Below are 17,119 nucleotides of genomic sequence, written 5' to 3'. Positions count from 1 at the left end.
TCGTGATTTTTACAGTAGCGTATTATTTTTTCTTGTAGATATTGGCTGTGCCATGGATTTTATTATCCGTTTGACCGGAGGTTAATACCACCACATCGGCCCCTTTCTCTTCTGCTTTCTTCAGCAGCTCTTCTTTAGCGTCTGAGACAGAAACTTCATTACTCGTTGAGATATCACCGATTTTTGTGTACTGCGACTCAACCTTTTCAAATTCAAGTTTTGTCATAAATTCCGCGGCATATGCGTTGGTCACGACAAAAGCTAATGCACCAATAAGTACTTTAATTCCAGTTTTCATAGACCAGCTCCAGGTTTTGTTATTACGCCATCATCGATCCCTGAACATTACATAACGCGATTCAAGGATGATTAATAACTAGTCCAGCCTGGATAAAAAATCCACATTCAGCAGGAATATATAGAGATTTTGCGGCGCAGAAAAAACCGGTCACCGGGTAGCAGCGCGTCAACCTGTTCAAAGTTTCAATAGCCAGTGTGAGTTGATCCTCAGAACAGGCAGCGCACTGAAATTATAGTGTTAACTTTATGAGAATCTGAGGAATTGTTGTCTATGGAACCTCTGCACGCCGTCGTACTCACCGTCAGCCTGTTTGTTTTAACTTTTTTTAACCCCGGCGCGAACCTGTTTGTGGTGGTGCAAACCAGCCTGGCGTCAGGGCGACGCGCGGGCGTGATAACCGGTCTGGGCGTCGCCTTAGGCGATGCGTTCTACTCCGGCCTCGGGCTCTTTGGCATGGCGACGCTTATCACTCAGTGTGAAGAGATTTTTTCGTTGATTAAGATTGTCGGCGGCGCCTATCTGCTGTGGTTCGCCTGGAACAGCATCCGGCATCAGGCGACACCGCAAATGCCAACGCTACAGCAGCCGCTTTCCGCCCCCTGGTATGTGTTTTTCCGCCGTGGGTTATTAACGGATTTATCTAATCCGCAAACCGTGCTGTTTTTTATTAGTATCTTCTCGGTCACCTTAAGCGCAGACACGCCAACGTGGGCCAGGTTGATGGCCTGGGCCGGCATTGTGTTGTCTTCCGTTATCTGGCGTATTTTTCTCAGCCAGGCGTTTTCGTTGCCCGCCGTGCGCCGTGCGTATGGCCGAATCCAACGGGTTGCCAGCCGGGTGATTGGCGCCATTATTGGTGTCTTCGCACTCAGGCTTATTTATGAAGGTATTAGCCATCGATAAGAGAGTTTAACTTGACCATCGTGAGGTAATTGTCCGTAATACCGCCTGAATTTTTAATCGCACGTTGAGTGGCAGTAAGATGGAACAGGTTGAACCGGTAAACGACACATTACTCCTTACAGAATGGCAGGCGCTGTTACGTCAAACATCGCCTGAAGTTCACACGCTCCTGACATCGTTAAGCGATGAAGAGATCCGCCATTTAGTAACCGTTTTTTATGACTATATGCTCTCCCATGCGGAGAGCGCATTGTTCCTCAATACAGAACAGGTCAGTACCCGCCTCAGCGGCAGCATGTTTGACTGGCTGCGCAGCGTACTTGGCAGCGCCCACGAAGATCTCTCACAACTGCTGGCCAAACAGCGCAAAATTGGTGTGGTGCATGCCCGTATCGGCCTGCCCATCGATCTGGTAAACCGCGGCGCGCGCAAGCTGAAAGATGAGCTGTACAGGGTGTTAAAAACAAAGGCAGATTCCACTCCCGCCCTGCTGAGCGATGCTATCTGTTTCAGCAGTCTGGCAATGGATACTGCGCTGGAAGCCATGACGGTCTCCTATTCCCCCAGTTTTCAAAACTCTATGCACACACAGGAGCAGTACCGTCTGCAGACTATTTACGATGACGTAAACGTCGAGCGCGAGCGGCAAATCCGTTCGTTTACCGACTGGGAAAACCAGTTTATTTATAACATCGCCACCGGAATGCCTTTCGGTGAGATGGTGTTTCTGGCGAATTCTGACTTCGGTATGTGGTTATCACATAAGGGAAAACATATCCTCGGCAACAGCAATCTGCTGAATAAGATGGAATCACTGATTGCAGAGATCGACAGTCGTCTGACAACAACCCTGTCGCATCAGCATCAGCCGACAGAACCCGAGCGGATGAGCTTATTGCAGGATGTACGCCAGCTATCGGCAAAAATCCATTTCCTGCTCGCCTCAATGTTCGACGCGCTGGTTAAGCAGGAAAATGGTAAAGATTCGCTGACCCAGTTGCTTAATCGCCGCTTTATTCCGACCATCATGCGGCGCGAGATCTCGCTGGCGTTACATACGCGTAAGCCTTTTACCCTGGCGATGCTGGATATCGACTACTTCAAGCAAATTAACGATAACTTCGGGCATAATACTGGCGATCTGACGCTCAAAAACGTCGCGGCGGTCATTTACGATCATATCCGCAGCAGCGATTACGTGTTCCGCTACGGTGGCGAAGAATTTATGATTCTGCTCGTCGAGTCAGATGAAACACAGGCCAGTATTATTCTGGAAACGCTGCGTATGAAAATTGCCGAGATGCGCATGGCAGCCTCAGCGACAGAAACGTTTTCTATTACCGTCAGTATTGGTATTGCCGAATATGACTATCATCCCGACTATAAACAGTTGGTTGATAAAGCCGATCGCGCACTTTATCTGGCGAAAAGTAATGGCCGCGACCGCGTTGAGGTTTATCAGGAATAACCGTTGCCCTGCAGAGAAATAAATACCCCGTTCAGGGTATTTATCTGACCTGTGATAAATATCGGGCTGTTATTATTTTTCAGGCATATTGGCATGAAGAAAATAACAGCCGCGTAATAAGATGCAAATCAAATACACCAAATCTGAATAGCGCTAGCATATCCCGGTGATGACGCCTTCTGAATGCAGAAGGGGAAATATGAGGGATACTATAAAACCATGAACAGGAAGATGAGAACGCGCTGGCAGCGCCGCCCAGGCACGACCGGGGGCAAACTGCCGTGGAATGACTGGCGCAACGCCAGCAGCTGGCGAAAAGCCACCCAGTTTCTCCTGCTGGCTATCAATATTTATATTGGCGTGGCGTTCTGGTATTGGGTCCGCTATTTCGAAACCGCCGGCACCAGCGTTTATATTCCAAGGCCCGGCGGTATTGAGGGATGGCTGCCGATAGCGGGTTTGATGAATTTCCGCTATACGCTAGAGACCGGTTTTCTTCCGCCCATCCATGCCGCCTCTATGCTGCTGTTAGTTGCGTTTATCCTGATTAGCCTGTTGTTAAAAAAAGCTTTCTGTTCATGGTTATGCCCGGTGGGGACGCTTTCTGAACTGCTCGGTAATCTGGGGAGAAAATTATTCGGTCGTAACTTTACGCTGCCGCACTGGCTGGATATCCCGCTGCTCAGCCTGAAGTATCTGCTGCTGGGGTTTTTCTTGTATATCGCCCTGTCGATGCCCGCCCAGGGGATTCAGTACTTTCTGACGTCAGCCTATGGAATCATCATCGATGTGAAGATGCTCGATTTCTTTCGCCATATTGGCTCCGCCACGCTCATCTCCGTGGTGGTTATCAGTCTTCTGAGCCTGTTTATTCGCAACGCCTGGTGTCGTTATCTGTGTCCTTACGGCGCACTGCTTGGTCTGTTCTCGCTGTTCTCGCCGTTTAAAATCCGCCGCAACGCCGACAGTTGCATTGATTGCGGGAAATGCGCGAAAAATTGCCCATCGAAAATCCCGGTCGACAGACTGATTCAGGTGCGTACTGTGGAATGCACTGGCTGCATGACCTGTGTTGAATCCTGCCCGGTGGCTTCAACATTGAGCTTTTCCCTGCAGACACCGCCGGGTGCAAAAGGCAGCGGTAAAGCGTTATGGCGACAAACAGCACTGTCGGGTATTGCCATGACAATACTGGTGCTGGGGATTCTGTTTACCACCATTGGTTACGCGGTTTATGCCAACGTCTGGGATACGCCGGTGCCGGATCACCTGTATTTCCAGTTGATCCCGAAAGCAAAAATGATCGGCCATTAATTCTTTACCAGTATGTTCAAAACCCCTGCCAATTCTGGCAGGGTTTCCTGCCTGTAACGCCATTTTAAGACTATTGCACTTGTGTCATCGTGCCCCCGTTTATACAACCTTAAATATCACCCGTAATCATTTTTTCTATTATGTTATGGGCGACTGGGACCACAATAATGAACGGGAAAACATCATGACTAAAATAAAACTGGCGCTGCTTTTACCTCTGTTTCTGGCGGGTTGTACGGTGAGCGATGGAGAATTAAGAAACGCTTACGCTCAGCGTTATCAGCAGCCCGCCGCTTATGTCGATATCTATAAACAGAAAATAGCAGGCATGGATATTAATGCGCTGGCCCAATATGCCGCCGCAGAAGATAAGAAAAAAATGCGTGGGCAACCAAGACTGAAAATCGACGAATTCATTACCATTGAAAATGTGCAGGCGAAAGGAAACCGGGTGGTCTACGATTACTCGCTGTCCGAGAGCTGGCTGGCGCTGTCCGCAGATAAACAGCGTGAAAAGCAGACCAATATGAATAAAGACCTGATCTACCGTACCTGCTCGCTGGAAACGGTACGTCTGGCGCAGGCGAAAGGGTTGGAAGAAGAGCATAACTATTACAGCCAGTACCCAGACAAAGTCGCCTTTACCCTGAGAACCAGCGCGCAGATTTGTATGCAAAACGGTTTTACACAATAACCGCAATCCCCCAGCCTGATGGCGCTGCGCTTATCAGGCCTACAATTTGCACGCATCTGTAGGCTTGATAAGACGCCAGCGCCGCCATCCGGCTAAAAAACGATACTCAGAACTTCCATGAAACGCTGCCGACAATGCTGCGCTCGGCGCCGAAGTAGCAGTATGAGAGCGAATTACAAGCCGCAACGTAGCGCTTGTCGGTCAGGTTGTTGACGTTCAACTGAGCGCTCAACCCTTTAATACCGATATTCGTTAAGTCGTAGCCAATTGCCATATCCACCAGCGTGTAGGACGGCAGGGTGTGAGTATTCAGGCGATCGCTGGCAATACCGTTGACATAACGTACGCCTGAGCCCAGCGTCAGGCCATCCAGCGGACCGCTTTTCACATCGTAGCTCAGCCAGGTACTGGCCTGGTTACGCGGCGCGTACACTGCACGCTTACCCTGCTCTTCCGGGCTGCTTTTCTTATAGCGAATGTCAGTATAGGTATACGCCGCCTGCAGACGGAAGCTCTCCGTCAGTTGGCTAATGGCCTCCAGCTCTACCCCTTCAGACTCAATTTCCCCAATCGAGCGGTACGGATCGGTCGGCTCTTCTTTGGTGGCGATATTCGTCTGATTGATACGGAATACCGACGCGCTGAACTGACTGTTGAGTCCTTCCGGCTCATATTTCAGCCCGGCTTCCCACTGCTTGCCTTTCATCGGATCCAGCAGATTGCCGTTCTCATCGGCAAAGCTGGTTGGCGTAAAGGCGGTGGAATAACTCACATACGGCGCAAAGCCGTTATCGAACAAATAGAGCAGCGCAGCACGGGTGCTGAAGTTGTTTTTGTCCAGATCGCTGCGGGTATCGTTGATCTTATCAATGTTAGAAACGCTGACCTGATCGTAGCGACCGCCGAGCGTAATACGCCAGCGATCCCATGACATCTGATCCTGCAAATAGTAGCCTGTCTGGCGCAGCTTGTGCTTCTCACGCGCATACATGTTGATGTAATCAGGCTGCGCGCCGTATACCGGGTTAAAGGCGTCAATCGGCGGGAATGCACCGTAGTAACCGGTGGTATTGTTGCTGCGATCCTGATAGTCGATCCCCACCAGCACACGGTGGTTGACCTGCCAGGTATCAAAGCTGCCATCGAGTTGGTTATCCAGCGTAATCGCTGACATTTTTTCATCGGAGCCGGAGTAGCCGCGGTTAAGCTCGGTTTCATTCAGCCAGCCCGCCGCATACACCTGATTCAGCTCAACGTCGGTATGCAGGTAGCGCAGTTTTTGCCGCACCGACCAGCCGTTATCAAACAGGTGCTCAACGTTGTAGCCCACCATGTTTTCACGGCGATCGTATTTGTCGTAATCATCCTCGCCTTCGTAAAAGGTGTTGGAGATCTTTTGCCCGTAATGTGGAACCACGGTGCCGTCATACGGCAGACCGGAGTGGCTTCCGCCTTCCGGGTCACGGTGCAGATAGGCCATCAGATCCAGACGCGTCTGGTCGGTGATGCGCCAGGTCAGGCTTGGCATCAGCGCATAACGTTCTTCTTTCAATGGACCAAACTGCGAGTCTGCGTAACGCGTCATTCCACTCAGTCGTGCCGCCACGCGATCGTTATCATCCAGCGCCCCGGTGACGTCAAACGCCGCGCCGCGCTGGTTATTGTTGCCAGCAAACAGTTTCACTTCTCCGCCGGCATCAAACGACGGCTTACGTGATGTCAGCGCGACAATACCGCCCGGAGAAGAACGGCCATACAGTACGGAAGCCGGGCCGCGTACCACTTCGATATCTTCGAGGAACCACGGATCGACCACCAGCGAGCTGTGTGAGTTGGTGTCCCCCATCATCTTCAGGCCATCGAGATAGACGTTGTCCAGGCTACCATCCGAGAAACCACGCAGCACAATATAGTCAAAGCGGTTGGAGGCACCAATCTGATTGCTGTACACCCCCGGCGTATAGCTTACGGCCTGGCGCACGCTGGTTGCGCCCTGCTCTTCAAACTGTTCACGGGTAATGATCGATACCGACTGAGGCGTTTCAATATCCGGCGTGGCGAGCTTCGTGGCCCCGCTTTGCATTTGCGAGGTGACAACCACCGTATCGTTTTTTGTTGTTTCCTGCGCCAGCAGTGGAAAAGCCACGCTACCGGTCACCCATCCCACCACTAGCGCCAACCGAGTCTTCGCGAACATGAATATCTCCAAAGGCATGTCTAATTGTAAGTGAGAATTATTACCTTTTTGCTAACGGAGATAGCTATGCAGGATGCCAGGTTGCCTATGCGCAGTGCCAAATTGTCGGGAAGGCACGTGCGCAAAACGTAAAAATGGATTAGCAAAGTTTGAGCACATCGCCAGGCGAAAAGCCGTAACGACGCCGAAATGCGGTAGAGAAGTTGGTAGCATGTTGATAACCCGACATCCAGGCCGCCTGCTGTACGCTGTATCCTTCCAGTAAATAGCCGCGCGCGCGTTCCAGACGGCAATCACGCAGGTAGTCAAAGACGGAACAGCCATAGGCCGCACGGAACTTGCTGCGCAGGCTGCTGGGGCTCATCGCCGCGCGTTGGGCCAGGGCATTGAGGGTGTAGTCATTCTCGGGACTCTGCTCCAGAAGACGACGAACGACCTCCAGCCGCTGCTGTTCACCGCTTGCCGCAAGCCGCTTGCCACTCTCGACCTGACACACGCTGAGGCCATGGCCGAACAGTTGTAATATCAGCCCTTCCAGCATCAGTTGGCGAGAAACATGGCCGATCGTGCTCCGCTGCGCATACTGCAGGCCGCTGAGTAAAAACCCCGGCACCTGCCAGATAAGCGTCGGCGTTTCGCATCTTTCCCACTCACGCATCAACGATTCGAGCAACCCCGTGCGCCACGCGCCGTCGGGATACAGACCGAGCGATAACGTGCGCAGTTTGCAGTCAGCATGATGGCGGGCACGCATCGTCTGATGCTCGCTCAGGCGTGAGCTAAACGCCATCCCGGAACGCACCACATGCTCCTGCCCGTTGAGCGTCAGGATGACGCAGCCTTCCAGAACCACCAGCATATACAGAGGACTGCTGTGGCGGGAGGTGGTTTCGTAGGGTTGTAGCACCTGCACATCAGAGTGCGTGACACACATCCCGCAGGGGAGCGTCATCTCCTCAACCTCCCCCTGCAGAACGGGGCTGCAAGACGACAAATCCGGCTTTTGCGCCAGCAGGGGAAAACGGTAATCGATCCCGTAACGCTCACCAAAATCCATAAACTCGCTGACGGAGAAGGTGCGGGCTACGCGTCTGGACGTATTCAGGGCGGTGGTGTTGTTCATGCTGTCTTCTGCACAGGAAATGGGATTAACGGTTGATAACTGAAGCAACATTACCATTACCTGTACAACACAACAATAATAATGAGAATTATTATCAACATGACGTATGCGATTTCATATCGCGCTGGAGAACGTCATTCCCGATATTCTTCTCGCGCAGCTCATCAGGCAACATTGACACCTGATGAGCTGCGGTCTGTGAGCCGTGTGCAGCTCAACCTTTCTCACTGTCATAAACGGGCACGTCAAACGCACCACGATACCCGCCGAGTTTGTATTCTACTTATTATGCTGAAGGCTGGTTTTCCTCCACCTGGAACACCGCCACAGCCTGGGATAGCATTGCCGACTGCTCTTCCACACTGCCTGTCGTGGCGGCTATCTCCTCAACCAGCGAGGCGTTTTGCTGAGTCACTTGCTCCATTTGCGTTACCGCAACCCGGATCTGTTCGATGCCGCGACTCTGTTCCCCCGAGGCTCCGGAGATATCTTCCATTAAGACATTAATGTTGCGTATTGCCTTCGCAATATCCGCCATCATGGCGCCACTGTTTTCAGCTATCTCTACCCCTTCCTTAACGCTAATTGCCGCTTTGGCAACCAGTTCACTGATTTCTTTCGCCGAGGAGGCGCTGCGCTGAGCAAGCGTTCGGACTTCGCTCGCCACAACGGCAAACCCACGCCCGGACTCACCAGCGCGTGCAGCTTCCACCGCCGCGTTTAATGCCAGGATATTGGTTTGAAAAGCTATACTATCAATAACATTGGATATTTCGTTCACGCCTTGCGCATTACGGCTGATCAGGTGAATTTTCTCAACCATATCACTCATTAAACGCTCGCCACGCAATGCCATTTCCGTACTTTCGCTGGTCATGACGGATGCCTGATGTGACTTATCAGTATTATTTTTTGTTGTCACTGAAATCTGTTCCATACTGGCCGCCGTTTCAACGACTGCCGCAGCCTGCTGTTCCGTTCTGGTTGATAAATCGGAATTACCGGAAGCAATTTCCTGCATACCGATATTAATAGACTCAACGCCATCGCGAATAGTGCTGACAGTCTCCCGCAGGCCTTTTTGCATATTATGCAAATTTAAGCACAGTACGCCGATTTCATTGTTACCCGACACCTTAACAGGATGGCTGAGATCGCCTTTACCAATCCGCGCAAAATGCTCAGAAACGATTTTTAAAGGCTGAATGATGGTCCGGTTCAACCAGAAATTACAGATAAAGAAGATAAGTACCGTAATGACCAGGATCACGGATACTTTCAGGATCGAGGTATTAAACTGAACGTGTGTTTGTGCAACGATCTTCTCACCAATCAGCATTGTTGATTTGTAATAATTCGTCACTTCGTTATCGAAATTTTTGCGAGCCGCGAGCAATTCCGCATTAGCATTTTCTTGTGCATTAATAATACTGTTGCTGGAAAGCGTCTGATTTAATGTATCAATAGACTTTTGCTCAGCATTCATTTGTTGCTCAAAAGCCGTTCTGATGATTTTACCGATTTGCGGATCGTCAGCCGTCAATCCAGGAATACCCCAGAAAATATCGAACTGTTTTCTGGCATACGCCATCTGATCTTGCATTTGATTCACTGTCTGTCGGGCATCGGTCGCATTATGTTGTTGAATATTATCACGAACTCTTCTGACTTTATAAACAGCCTCAACGACCTTATGCAGGGTATCCTGCTCCTTAATGATGTTATGTAGTAATAACGTATTTTTTTGATTTCCTTTGAGATCAACTAACTCAAATCCATTGGAAAAGAACTGCATGAAGGTAAATAACAACAGCAATAATAACAGGCTGGTTTTAATTCTCATATTCTTTAACATTTAAACATCTCCATAACAATAAAAATCCTCTACGACTTAATTGTTATCGACACATCACGCAATACCTTAACCTGTAAAATGGTTAATTATTAGAAAGTTTCCGCATTCATTCTTAGGTAATAAATTAATTACTCACGGGGACATACTACTATAAACAGCAGCCCTCTAACATTGGTAAAAATAAGGCCAAAACTATTCAATATTAATATTATTTATGGATATAAACGGTAATGTCTTTCTGACTATCGACAGGCACCCGCACCCAGGACAACGAATCGACGGTGATCGGTGCCATTTCATTTTCTAAACGTAACAACGGCGTGCTGGCGTCTGGCACACCTGTACTTTCAGTTATCTCGAGAACGCCCCGAAAAGAAATGGACACACTGTCTGGAATATCAGACAACCTTATCCATTCGTTGGCAATCACTAACTTTCGAGTAAACATTCGCTGTCCTTGGCGCGTGGTTTCTATCCGATAAATTTACAAATTGATCAATCTATTCTTTGTATTAACAGCACATTGTTCACATCGTCAGTTAAGCATTACTTACCAGAAGAAAATGGAAGTGATAAAACTCATTTGAAACGTGCTTTACAAATTCAGCCGGAAGGTTATGTTTAATGAACGTTAACTTTGCAAACTCAACATCGCCATATACCCGGATACAGAAGGGTTTGACAATCTCACCCTGCACGCCAAAACACGCCTGCAGCCGAGTATCATCCATAAAAATAAAATTACCTTCTCTTACCTTAATCTTTTCATGCAAATCTCGCCATTTCTCTGGCGTAAGCAGAAAGCTTTCCCAGCCATTATTTCTCAACACCTCAATCGTATGAGTAAACTTAAAATAGTCGTTTTGCATCGATACATCGCCACTCGAAGTCGAGTATAGATATTCTATTTTAAATTTAAGTTGTGCATTGAGGCTTTTTTTCTTGCCTTCATCAATTAGCCATTGAAGTTCATTGATTACGTTCCTTGAGAAGAGTTTTCTTTTTTTAGCGATGGCCAGCCATTGCATAATAAAAAGATGCTCTGACATTTTAGAATGAATCTTACGGTCCCGTATTGCGATACCAATTGCTACCAATGCACTCCAGGTAAACGCTTCCAGGTCATCCTGATAATGGTGTCGTAACGTACTAACTTTTCCTGAATCCCTTACCACTTAAACCTGCCCAAATAAATCATTATTACATGTAAATCTTGCATTATTTCATTTTAAAAAATACTACAACTAAAAACATCAAAATATGATCCAGATTAATTTATCCCTATGTAATAAAATTGCAAACTTAACACATCACTCTTATTAATCATTGATGCCCGGATGGCTCAGCGATAAATAATAAGAATTATACGATAAAGATAAAAACTAATAATACTCACAGGTTATCAATTCCACCTACTGTTAAAAATATGATCATCATAAAACTTCAAAAATTGCTGATTAGAAGAAATATCCTGATAGTTTTGACCAGATACCCCAGACAAACACCCATTTCAACGCTAAACAGCCATTAAACATCCTAATGAAATCGCATTTTATCCTCCGCTGAGCGACAGACAGCCTCACAGTAGCAGGCCCGGCTTTTTATACAGGTATCAGTAATATTAACGCTTTTAAATTTCGCCTAATTCAAAAAACCAACCTCCGGATTCAATGAACCGGAAGTTGGCTTGTCGCTGGTACGGTTAATAGAAAATACCGATGATCAGGGTGTGAGTAACGAACCCCACAATCAGCGGTACGGCGGTACGCTTCACCACATCGAATGGGGTTATTTTCGCTCCGCTGGAAACGGCAATCACGACGCCGGATACCGGTGAAATTGCCCGTCCCATATGCGATGCCTGCTGCATCGGCAGGATCATGGCAACGGCGTTAGCGCCCATACTGGCGGCAATTTGCGGGATGAGCTCAACGAAGGCGAGGAATGGCGCATTCCCCGACCCCATAATGATAGCAGCGGCCAGCGTCACCAGCGCAAATACTACCGCCATGGCAAACGGCGGTAATCCCACATGTTCGGCCATCAGAATGAGCTGATCGATCGCACCGATGACTTTAATTCCGTGAGCAAAAACCCCTGCCGCAACCAACAGTCCAACCACACCGGTAAACGCAGTGCCCATTCCTTTCAGGAAATGGCTGAAACCTTCGCAGACCGACTTTAAATCACGCACCCGCAGCCATTCAATCAGCATACAGATGGTCATTGAAATGAGGACAATGGTGATAATATTCAGGTTGATACCCCTGACGAACATCTCGGATGATCCTACTGCCATCAGTATCGGAAGCATGGGGAGCAGCGCGTAAAAAGCCGGGGATTTTCCTGAATCAGTCACTTCTGCGCTACCGATTTCCCGCGGTAACGTCCCTGCTTTACGGTCGCAATGCCGCTGCCAGAAAAAATGGCACACGCCGACAACCAGAACCGTTGCCAGCGCGGCGGGTCCCTGGTGGTAAACAACATATTCCACTACATCCATATTCACTGCTTTAGAGCCCCTGATAGCATCGATTGCCGTCGGGGTGTAAGCCACGCCAAGCGAAGTAGCAATGACCCCGGCAGCCGAGGCCGCTGAGAGCCCTAACCCCAGCATAATGGGGAACATCGTCCCCATCAGCAACACGGCAAGCCCGGTTGCAGAAGGAATGGCCAACTGCAGGAGGCTGGCGAGCAGGTAGGAGAAAAAGAGGAGCACATAGGGCGAACGCAGCGCCCGTAAGGGTTTCGTTACTACCCGCACGACCGCCTCATTTGCGCCGATATGATCCATGTAATGCGCAAATCCCATTAACGCCATGATCATCAGGCCGAGATCGGCGGCGCGCGTGCTGAAGAGATCGCGCATTACCTCGAAAGGATCGAGAAAGGAAATTCCCGTACTGGCAACCCCCTTCGGTAATACGGAACCCCATCCGGTTAACGCGGTGCAAATCATCAAGACTAAGCCCGCAATGAAGAGCACCGGTTCAGCACGGTAACCTTTCAGAATCAGACGCGCGACCACCACGATAACCAGAAGTGCGATTAACACCTGAATCATGACTGAGCTCTCCGCTGCGCGAACTCAGTATAAGTTTCCTCAATCACCGCCACCACCACATCACTGGCAGCCCGCAGAGAACGCACCGGCAGATACTCATAAATTGAATGGAAGTTATGAGCACCGGTAAAAATATTCGGGCACGGCAATCCTTTCTGCGACAGTACCGCGCCATCATACCCGCCACGCATGGCGACAGGTGCGGGCGTTATGCCGCATTTCTGATACGCGCGGAATGCAATATCAATCGGGTAGTGAGCATCCCCCTGCAAACTGTTCAACACATTCGCGTAGCGATCGGCTAAATGACAGACCACGCTGTTTTCCCCCCACAGGGCACAGGTGCTGACGGCAAGCTGGCGAATAAACGCCATACGCGCCTTATAACCTTCTTCACTGAAATCGCGGATATCCAGCTTAAGTACCGTGCGGGCGCTGTTACCCTGTAGCTGTTTTACCCAGTAATACCCTTCGCGCCCTTCCGTATATTCAGGCGCTTCTCCCCCTGGGAGCATGGCAATAAACTTATGCGCCATCAGCAGCGAATTCTTTAACTTACCTTTGGCCGACATCGGGTGTGCGGACTGGCCGGTAAAGATGATTTCCGCATCGCCCGCATTCCAGTTCTCGTAAACAAACTCACCGATACCGCAGCAATCCAGGGTATAGCCAAAATCAGCACCAAACGCGGCAACATCAAACGCTTTTGCGCCACGCAAGCCCTGTTCCTCATCCGGGACAAAACCCACTTTTACCGGCCCATGTTTTATTTCCGGGTGTGCGACCAGATACTCAAGAGCATTCATAATCGCGGCGATGGCTGCTTTATCATCAGCGCCCAACAGACTGGTCCCGTCGGTCACCAGCAGGTCATCACCGATATAATTTTTCAGTTCCGGAAATTCACTTTCGCGCAGGTAAATATTCAGCTCTTTGTTCAGGCATAAATCCCCGCCGTGATAATGCAGGCGCTGTGCTTTGGTGTCTGCCGTCTGTTCCGCACTGGTATCCAGATGACCAAAAAAAGAGACCACCGGGATCGTGTCATCAGTATTTGCAGGTAAGGTTGCCGTCACTATAGCGGTATCCCTGACCTCAATCTTTTCCATTCCTAATGCTTCAAGTTCTGCTGCAAGCAGTTTTGCCAGTTCCATTTGACCAGGAGAAGAAGGCATTATCCCATTAGCGCCGTTTTCCCTTGATGTCGTGGTATTGATTTTCGTGTAGTTAATAAAGCGTTCAACAATATCCATTCCAGGAGATCCTTTAATGTATCATTTATGAGGTACTGCGAGAGGTGTTCTGCATGCAGCGTGGGGTAAGTGATCTGAGAACCAAATAAAATCAGCGCTCATCCCAGAACGCTGATTTTATGGGCATTACGACAACGATTTATATAAAGGAAGATAAAAAGGCCAGTGATTATACCTGCGATTAAAAAACTCCTTTCTGATTGATAAAATCATATTCCCTGTCTGTTTTTACTGCTATTTCCCATGGTGTTAAGCTAACAGAAGTCATAAACGGCATCCCTATACCTATGAGATAATAGAAATCATTTAGATTCCTGTACTCTGTACTGGCATAAGACATACCATCGCTATATTTTTTTAATGAACGAATACTGTATCAGCAACATGCAACCGTTTGCACCTCTCTACAAATAGCCACTTCGCGCACTAAAATCCGTGAACAAAATCACAATTACCTCAAAAGCAAAAAACTTCTATCGCGCTGAAAAAAAGGCAGTTATAAGGAAAGCTATATAATACCCACATGAACATAGCAAGAATTATACTATTCACTATGAAATAGATTCAGGCTGATACTATTTCAATATTGCCGTAGGGGTCAGTAGAGCTAAATCGTCGTAATCAATAATTTTTAACATCAATAACGATAATATTAAAAATTCTATTTATGACGATAAGCTAAATAATATGCAGGCAAAAAAAACCTCTCCCCCGAGAAGAGATTCAGGGCAGAGGTAATACGGGTGTTAAGGACATACTTATAGTTTTAATGATAACAGAAGCGCTTCTTGCAGGACCGAGTATACACACTTAGCCACGTTAAGAAAATTCTTAAAAACATTAAATTGCAAATTTCATTTAAAACCACAATTATGATAAAGGAGCATTTATCAAAGAACAAAATTAACCAGCAAAAAGAGTAAATCATACTAATCAATGAGGTGATAAAAAAAGAATAGCAATGCTGTATGGCTACCGATAGCGTTTCTGGCGACGCTGAAACATTAAATTAATTTAATGAATAAATGCGATTTACATAACGAGAATTAAAAAGTCATTAAATAAAAGAAATACAATTTTTCGTTACAGATCACACTTCCACTACAAGGAAGTTCCCCTACTGTTTCTTGCAGGTATGATTCAGCATGTAAATACCTTTCAACTCAACCCGAGGCTTTGATGCTGGAGAATGTAATCATCTGATAATCAGCTTCCCGACCTTTTCAGGCCGGACTGGTTATCAATGCGCCGAATTCGAATGCGGACACCGCTGTGTGTTTGCACGTTTTGCACATGATGATTAAACAGGTTTTCCAGTATGAATTTATCCCGTCAGGAACAACGTACCTTACACGTTCTCGCCAAAGGTGGCCGTATTGCTCACGTCCGCGATGCCTCTGGCCGCGTCACTTCCGTCGAATGCTATAGCCGTGAAGGGTTGCTGCTCTGCGACTGCACGCTCGAGGTGTTCAAAAAGCTCAGAACCAAGAAACTGATCAAATCCGTCAATGGTCAGCCCTACCGTATTAATACGACCGGCCTGAACAACGTTCGCGCCCAACTTGATAATCGCTAAAGGAGAGAGAGATGGATATCCCGAAGATTTTTACCATCAGCGAAAGCGCACATCGCATTCATAATCCGTTCACCGCACAGAAATACGCCACGTTAGGCCAGGTTTTACGGATGGCACCGGGAACACGCATTCTGGACCTCGGCAGCGGTTCGGGTGAGATGTTGTGCACCTGGGCACGCGATCACGGTATTTCCGGCGTGGGTATCGATATGAGCCGGCTGTTCAGTGAGCAAGCCACCCTGCGGGCCAAAGAGTTGGGTGTCAATGAGCACGTGCGTTTTATTCATGCCGATGCAACAGGTTATATCGCCGAAGAAAAATTCGATATTGCCGCCTGCGTTGGCGCGACCTGGATTGCCGGCGGCGTCGCTGGAACGGTCAGACAACTGGAACAAAGTCTCAAACCAGGCGGAATTATGCTCATCGGCGAACCGTACTGGCGTCAAATACCCGCCACGGAGGAGATCGCCCAGGCTTGCGGTGCCACCGCCGTGGCCGATTTTCTTTCTCTGCCAGAGCTCGTTTCATCTTTCGACCTGCTCGGTTATGACGTGGTTGAAATGGTACTGGCTGACCAGGAGGGTTGGGACAGATACGAGGCGGCAAAATGGCTGACGATGCGCCGGTGGCTGGAGGCAAATCCGGACGATGAATTTGCCCCAGAAGTCAGAGAGCAACTGAGGAGTTCACCAGCACGCCACGTGGCCTTCACCCGGGAGTACATTGGTTGGGGGGTGTTCGCACTCATACAGAGGTAATATGTCCAGTCGGTATAACCAGGCAGGTTATACCGACTTTTTTCATTGCTTACTTCATTAATACTTCAACAAATTTAGCCAGCCATTGCGGATGCGCGGGCCATGCAGGCGCGGTAATCAGATTGCCATCCACGTGGGCTTGATCAATGCCGATATCTGCGTAATGCCCGCCGCTCAGACGGACTTCTGGCGCACAGGCCGGATAGGCGCTACAGGTCCGGTTTTCTAACACCCCCGCCGCCGCTAACAGCTGAGGTCCATGACAGACCGCGGCGATAGGCTTACCGGCAGCGTTGAAATCTTGCACCAGCTTAATAACATCCGGATTCAGCCGGAGATATTCCGGAGCACGTCCGCCGGGGATCAGCAGCGCGTCGTAATCGGTGGCCCGCGCCTCGGCAAAATTCGCATTCAGCGTAAAACGATGACCCGGTTTTTCACTGTAGGTCTGCGCCCCATCAAAATCATGAATAGCGGTTTGAACGTAGTCCCCCTGACTTTTATCCGGACAGACGGCATCAACACGATGGCCCAGCATCTGCAACGCCTGAAAAGGCACCATCGTTTCATAATCTTCGACATAATCGCCGACCAGCATCAGTATCTTCTTCAT

General features: G+C 48.8%; 15 protein-coding genes. 6 read left to right on the top strand and 9 right to left on the bottom strand.

All coding sequences use genetic code 11. The features are described from left to right. Positions 1–22: 22 nt before the first annotated feature. Positions 23–298, bottom strand: coding sequence for a DUF1471 family periplasmic protein YahO (gene yahO, locus WC7_RS20400; protein WP_016151944.1), 276 nt, complete (start codon positions 296–298; stop codon positions 23–25). Positions 299–571: 273 nt separating this feature from the next. On the opposite strand from yahO, the gene WC7_RS20405 reads away from it, so the two are divergent. The 4 genes from WC7_RS20405 to WC7_RS20420 all read left to right on the top strand — a co-directional run bounded on the left by WC7_RS20405 (position 572) and on the right by WC7_RS20420 (position 4,680). Continuing rightward, complete coding sequence (locus WC7_RS20405) at positions 572–1,204, top strand: LysE family transporter (RefSeq protein WP_016151943.1); 633 nt, start codon at positions 572–574, stop codon at positions 1,202–1,204. Between the two features lie 79 nt (positions 1,205–1,283). After that, positions 1,284–2,672: a diguanylate cyclase gene (locus WC7_RS20410; RefSeq protein ID WP_016151942.1), complete on the top strand. Its 1,389-nt coding sequence runs from the start codon at positions 1,284–1,286 to the stop codon at positions 2,670–2,672. A 219-nt stretch (positions 2,673–2,891) separates the two neighbouring features. Further along, positions 2,892–3,986 (top strand): 4Fe-4S binding protein, encoded by a 1,095-nt coding sequence (locus WC7_RS20415; RefSeq protein ID WP_032946962.1) that lies wholly within the window; start codon positions 2,892–2,894, stop codon positions 3,984–3,986. Positions 3,987–4,170: 184 nt separating this feature from the next. After that, on the top strand, positions 4,171–4,680 hold the full coding sequence (locus WC7_RS20420) for a hypothetical protein (RefSeq protein ID WP_223307927.1): 510 nt from the start codon (positions 4,171–4,173) through the stop codon (positions 4,678–4,680). Positions 4,681–4,786: 106 nt separating this feature from the next. Here the strand turns inward: WC7_RS20420 and foxA are convergent, their stop codons facing one another. The 7 genes from foxA to pepT form a co-directional block, all read right to left on the bottom strand. Next, positions 4,787–6,895: a ferrioxamine B receptor FoxA gene (foxA, locus tag WC7_RS20425; protein ID WP_142417636.1), complete on the bottom strand. Its 2,109-nt coding sequence runs from the start codon at positions 6,893–6,895 to the stop codon at positions 4,787–4,789. Positions 6,896–7,016: 121 nt separating this feature from the next. Next, a complete protein-coding gene (locus tag WC7_RS20430) occupies positions 7,017–8,000 on the bottom strand; it encodes a helix-turn-helix transcriptional regulator (protein ID WP_032931274.1) in 984 nt (327 codons plus the stop codon). 286 nt (positions 8,001–8,286) lie between these two features. Next, positions 8,287–9,855 (bottom strand): methyl-accepting chemotaxis protein, encoded by a 1,569-nt coding sequence (locus tag WC7_RS20435; RefSeq protein ID WP_016151937.1) that lies wholly within the window; start codon positions 9,853–9,855, stop codon positions 8,287–8,289. 208 nt (positions 9,856–10,063) lie between these two features. Then, entirely contained in the window at positions 10,064–10,303 is a 240-nt protein-coding gene (locus WC7_RS20440) for a hypothetical protein (protein WP_016151936.1), read from the bottom strand. A gap of 91 nt (positions 10,304–10,394) precedes the next feature. Beyond that, positions 10,395–11,030: a DUF2913 family protein gene (locus WC7_RS20445; RefSeq protein WP_016151935.1), complete on the bottom strand. Its 636-nt coding sequence runs from the start codon at positions 11,028–11,030 to the stop codon at positions 10,395–10,397. Positions 11,031–11,557: 527 nt separating this feature from the next. Beyond that, entirely contained in the window at positions 11,558–12,919 is a 1,362-nt protein-coding gene (gene dcuC / locus WC7_RS20450) for a C4-dicarboxylate transporter DcuC (RefSeq protein WP_016151934.1), read from the bottom strand. Then, entirely contained in the window at positions 12,916–14,172 is a 1,257-nt protein-coding gene (pepT, locus tag WC7_RS20455; RefSeq protein ID WP_016151933.1) for a peptidase T, read from the bottom strand. Before pepT ends, dcuC begins: the two co-directional genes overlap by 4 nt. A gap of 1,318 nt (positions 14,173–15,490) precedes the next feature. Between pepT and WC7_RS20460 the strand changes: the two genes are divergently transcribed. Then, the gene (locus tag WC7_RS20460) at positions 15,491–15,748 is read left to right on the top strand and encodes a YjhX family toxin (RefSeq protein ID WP_016151932.1); all 258 of its coding nucleotides are present in this window, start codon (positions 15,491–15,493) and stop codon (positions 15,746–15,748) included. A gap of 11 nt (positions 15,749–15,759) precedes the next feature. Beyond that, positions 15,760–16,506, top strand: a complete 747-nt coding sequence (locus WC7_RS20465) for an SAM-dependent methyltransferase (RefSeq protein ID WP_016151931.1) — start codon at positions 15,760–15,762, stop codon at positions 16,504–16,506. 49 nt (positions 16,507–16,555) lie between these two features. Here WC7_RS20465 and WC7_RS20470 read toward each other — a convergent pair whose 3' ends face one another. Continuing rightward, positions 16,556–17,119, bottom strand: a complete 564-nt coding sequence (locus tag WC7_RS20470) for a DJ-1/PfpI family protein (protein ID WP_016151930.1) — start codon at positions 17,117–17,119, stop codon at positions 16,556–16,558.

This window comes from Citrobacter sp. KTE151 (assembly GCF_000398845.1).
Taxonomy (GTDB): Bacteria; Pseudomonadota; Gammaproteobacteria; order Enterobacterales; family Enterobacteriaceae; genus Citrobacter; species Citrobacter braakii.
Note: the sequence above shows the minus strand (reverse complement) of the source record. Positions and strands in the feature narration are given on the sequence as shown.

Coding starts and splice junctions, on each gene's coding strand:
- foxA (WP_142417636.1), bottom strand. CDS start 6,895: ATGCCTTTGGAGATATTCATGTTCGCGAAGACTCGGTTGGCGCTAGTG.
- WC7_RS20470 (WP_016151930.1), bottom strand. CDS start 17,119: ATGAAGAAGATACTGATGCTGGTCGGCGATTATGTCGAAGATTATGAA.
- WC7_RS20405 (WP_016151943.1), top strand. CDS start 572: ATGGAACCTCTGCACGCCGTCGTACTCACCGTCAGCCTGTTTGTTTTA.
- WC7_RS20420 (WP_223307927.1), top strand. CDS start 4,171: ATGACTAAAATAAAACTGGCGCTGCTTTTACCTCTGTTTCTGGCGGGT.
- dcuC (WP_016151934.1), bottom strand. CDS start 12,919: ATGATTCAGGTGTTAATCGCACTTCTGGTTATCGTGGTGGTCGCGCGT.
- WC7_RS20460 (WP_016151932.1), top strand. CDS start 15,491: ATGAATTTATCCCGTCAGGAACAACGTACCTTACACGTTCTCGCCAAA.
- yahO (WP_016151944.1), bottom strand. CDS start 298: ATGAAAACTGGAATTAAAGTACTTATTGGTGCATTAGCTTTTGTCGTG.
- WC7_RS20430 (WP_032931274.1), bottom strand. CDS start 8,000: ATGAACAACACCACCGCCCTGAATACGTCCAGACGCGTAGCCCGCACC.
- WC7_RS20410 (WP_016151942.1), top strand. CDS start 1,284: ATGGAACAGGTTGAACCGGTAAACGACACATTACTCCTTACAGAATGG.
- WC7_RS20465 (WP_016151931.1), top strand. CDS start 15,760: ATGGATATCCCGAAGATTTTTACCATCAGCGAAAGCGCACATCGCATT.
- pepT (WP_016151933.1), bottom strand. CDS start 14,172: ATGGATATTGTTGAACGCTTTATTAACTACACGAAAATCAATACCACG.
- WC7_RS20440 (WP_016151936.1), bottom strand. CDS start 10,303: ATGTTTACTCGAAAGTTAGTGATTGCCAACGAATGGATAAGGTTGTCT.
- WC7_RS20415 (WP_032946962.1), top strand. CDS start 2,892: ATGAACAGGAAGATGAGAACGCGCTGGCAGCGCCGCCCAGGCACGACC.
- WC7_RS20435 (WP_016151937.1), bottom strand. CDS start 9,855: ATGTTAAAGAATATGAGAATTAAAACCAGCCTGTTATTATTGCTGTTG.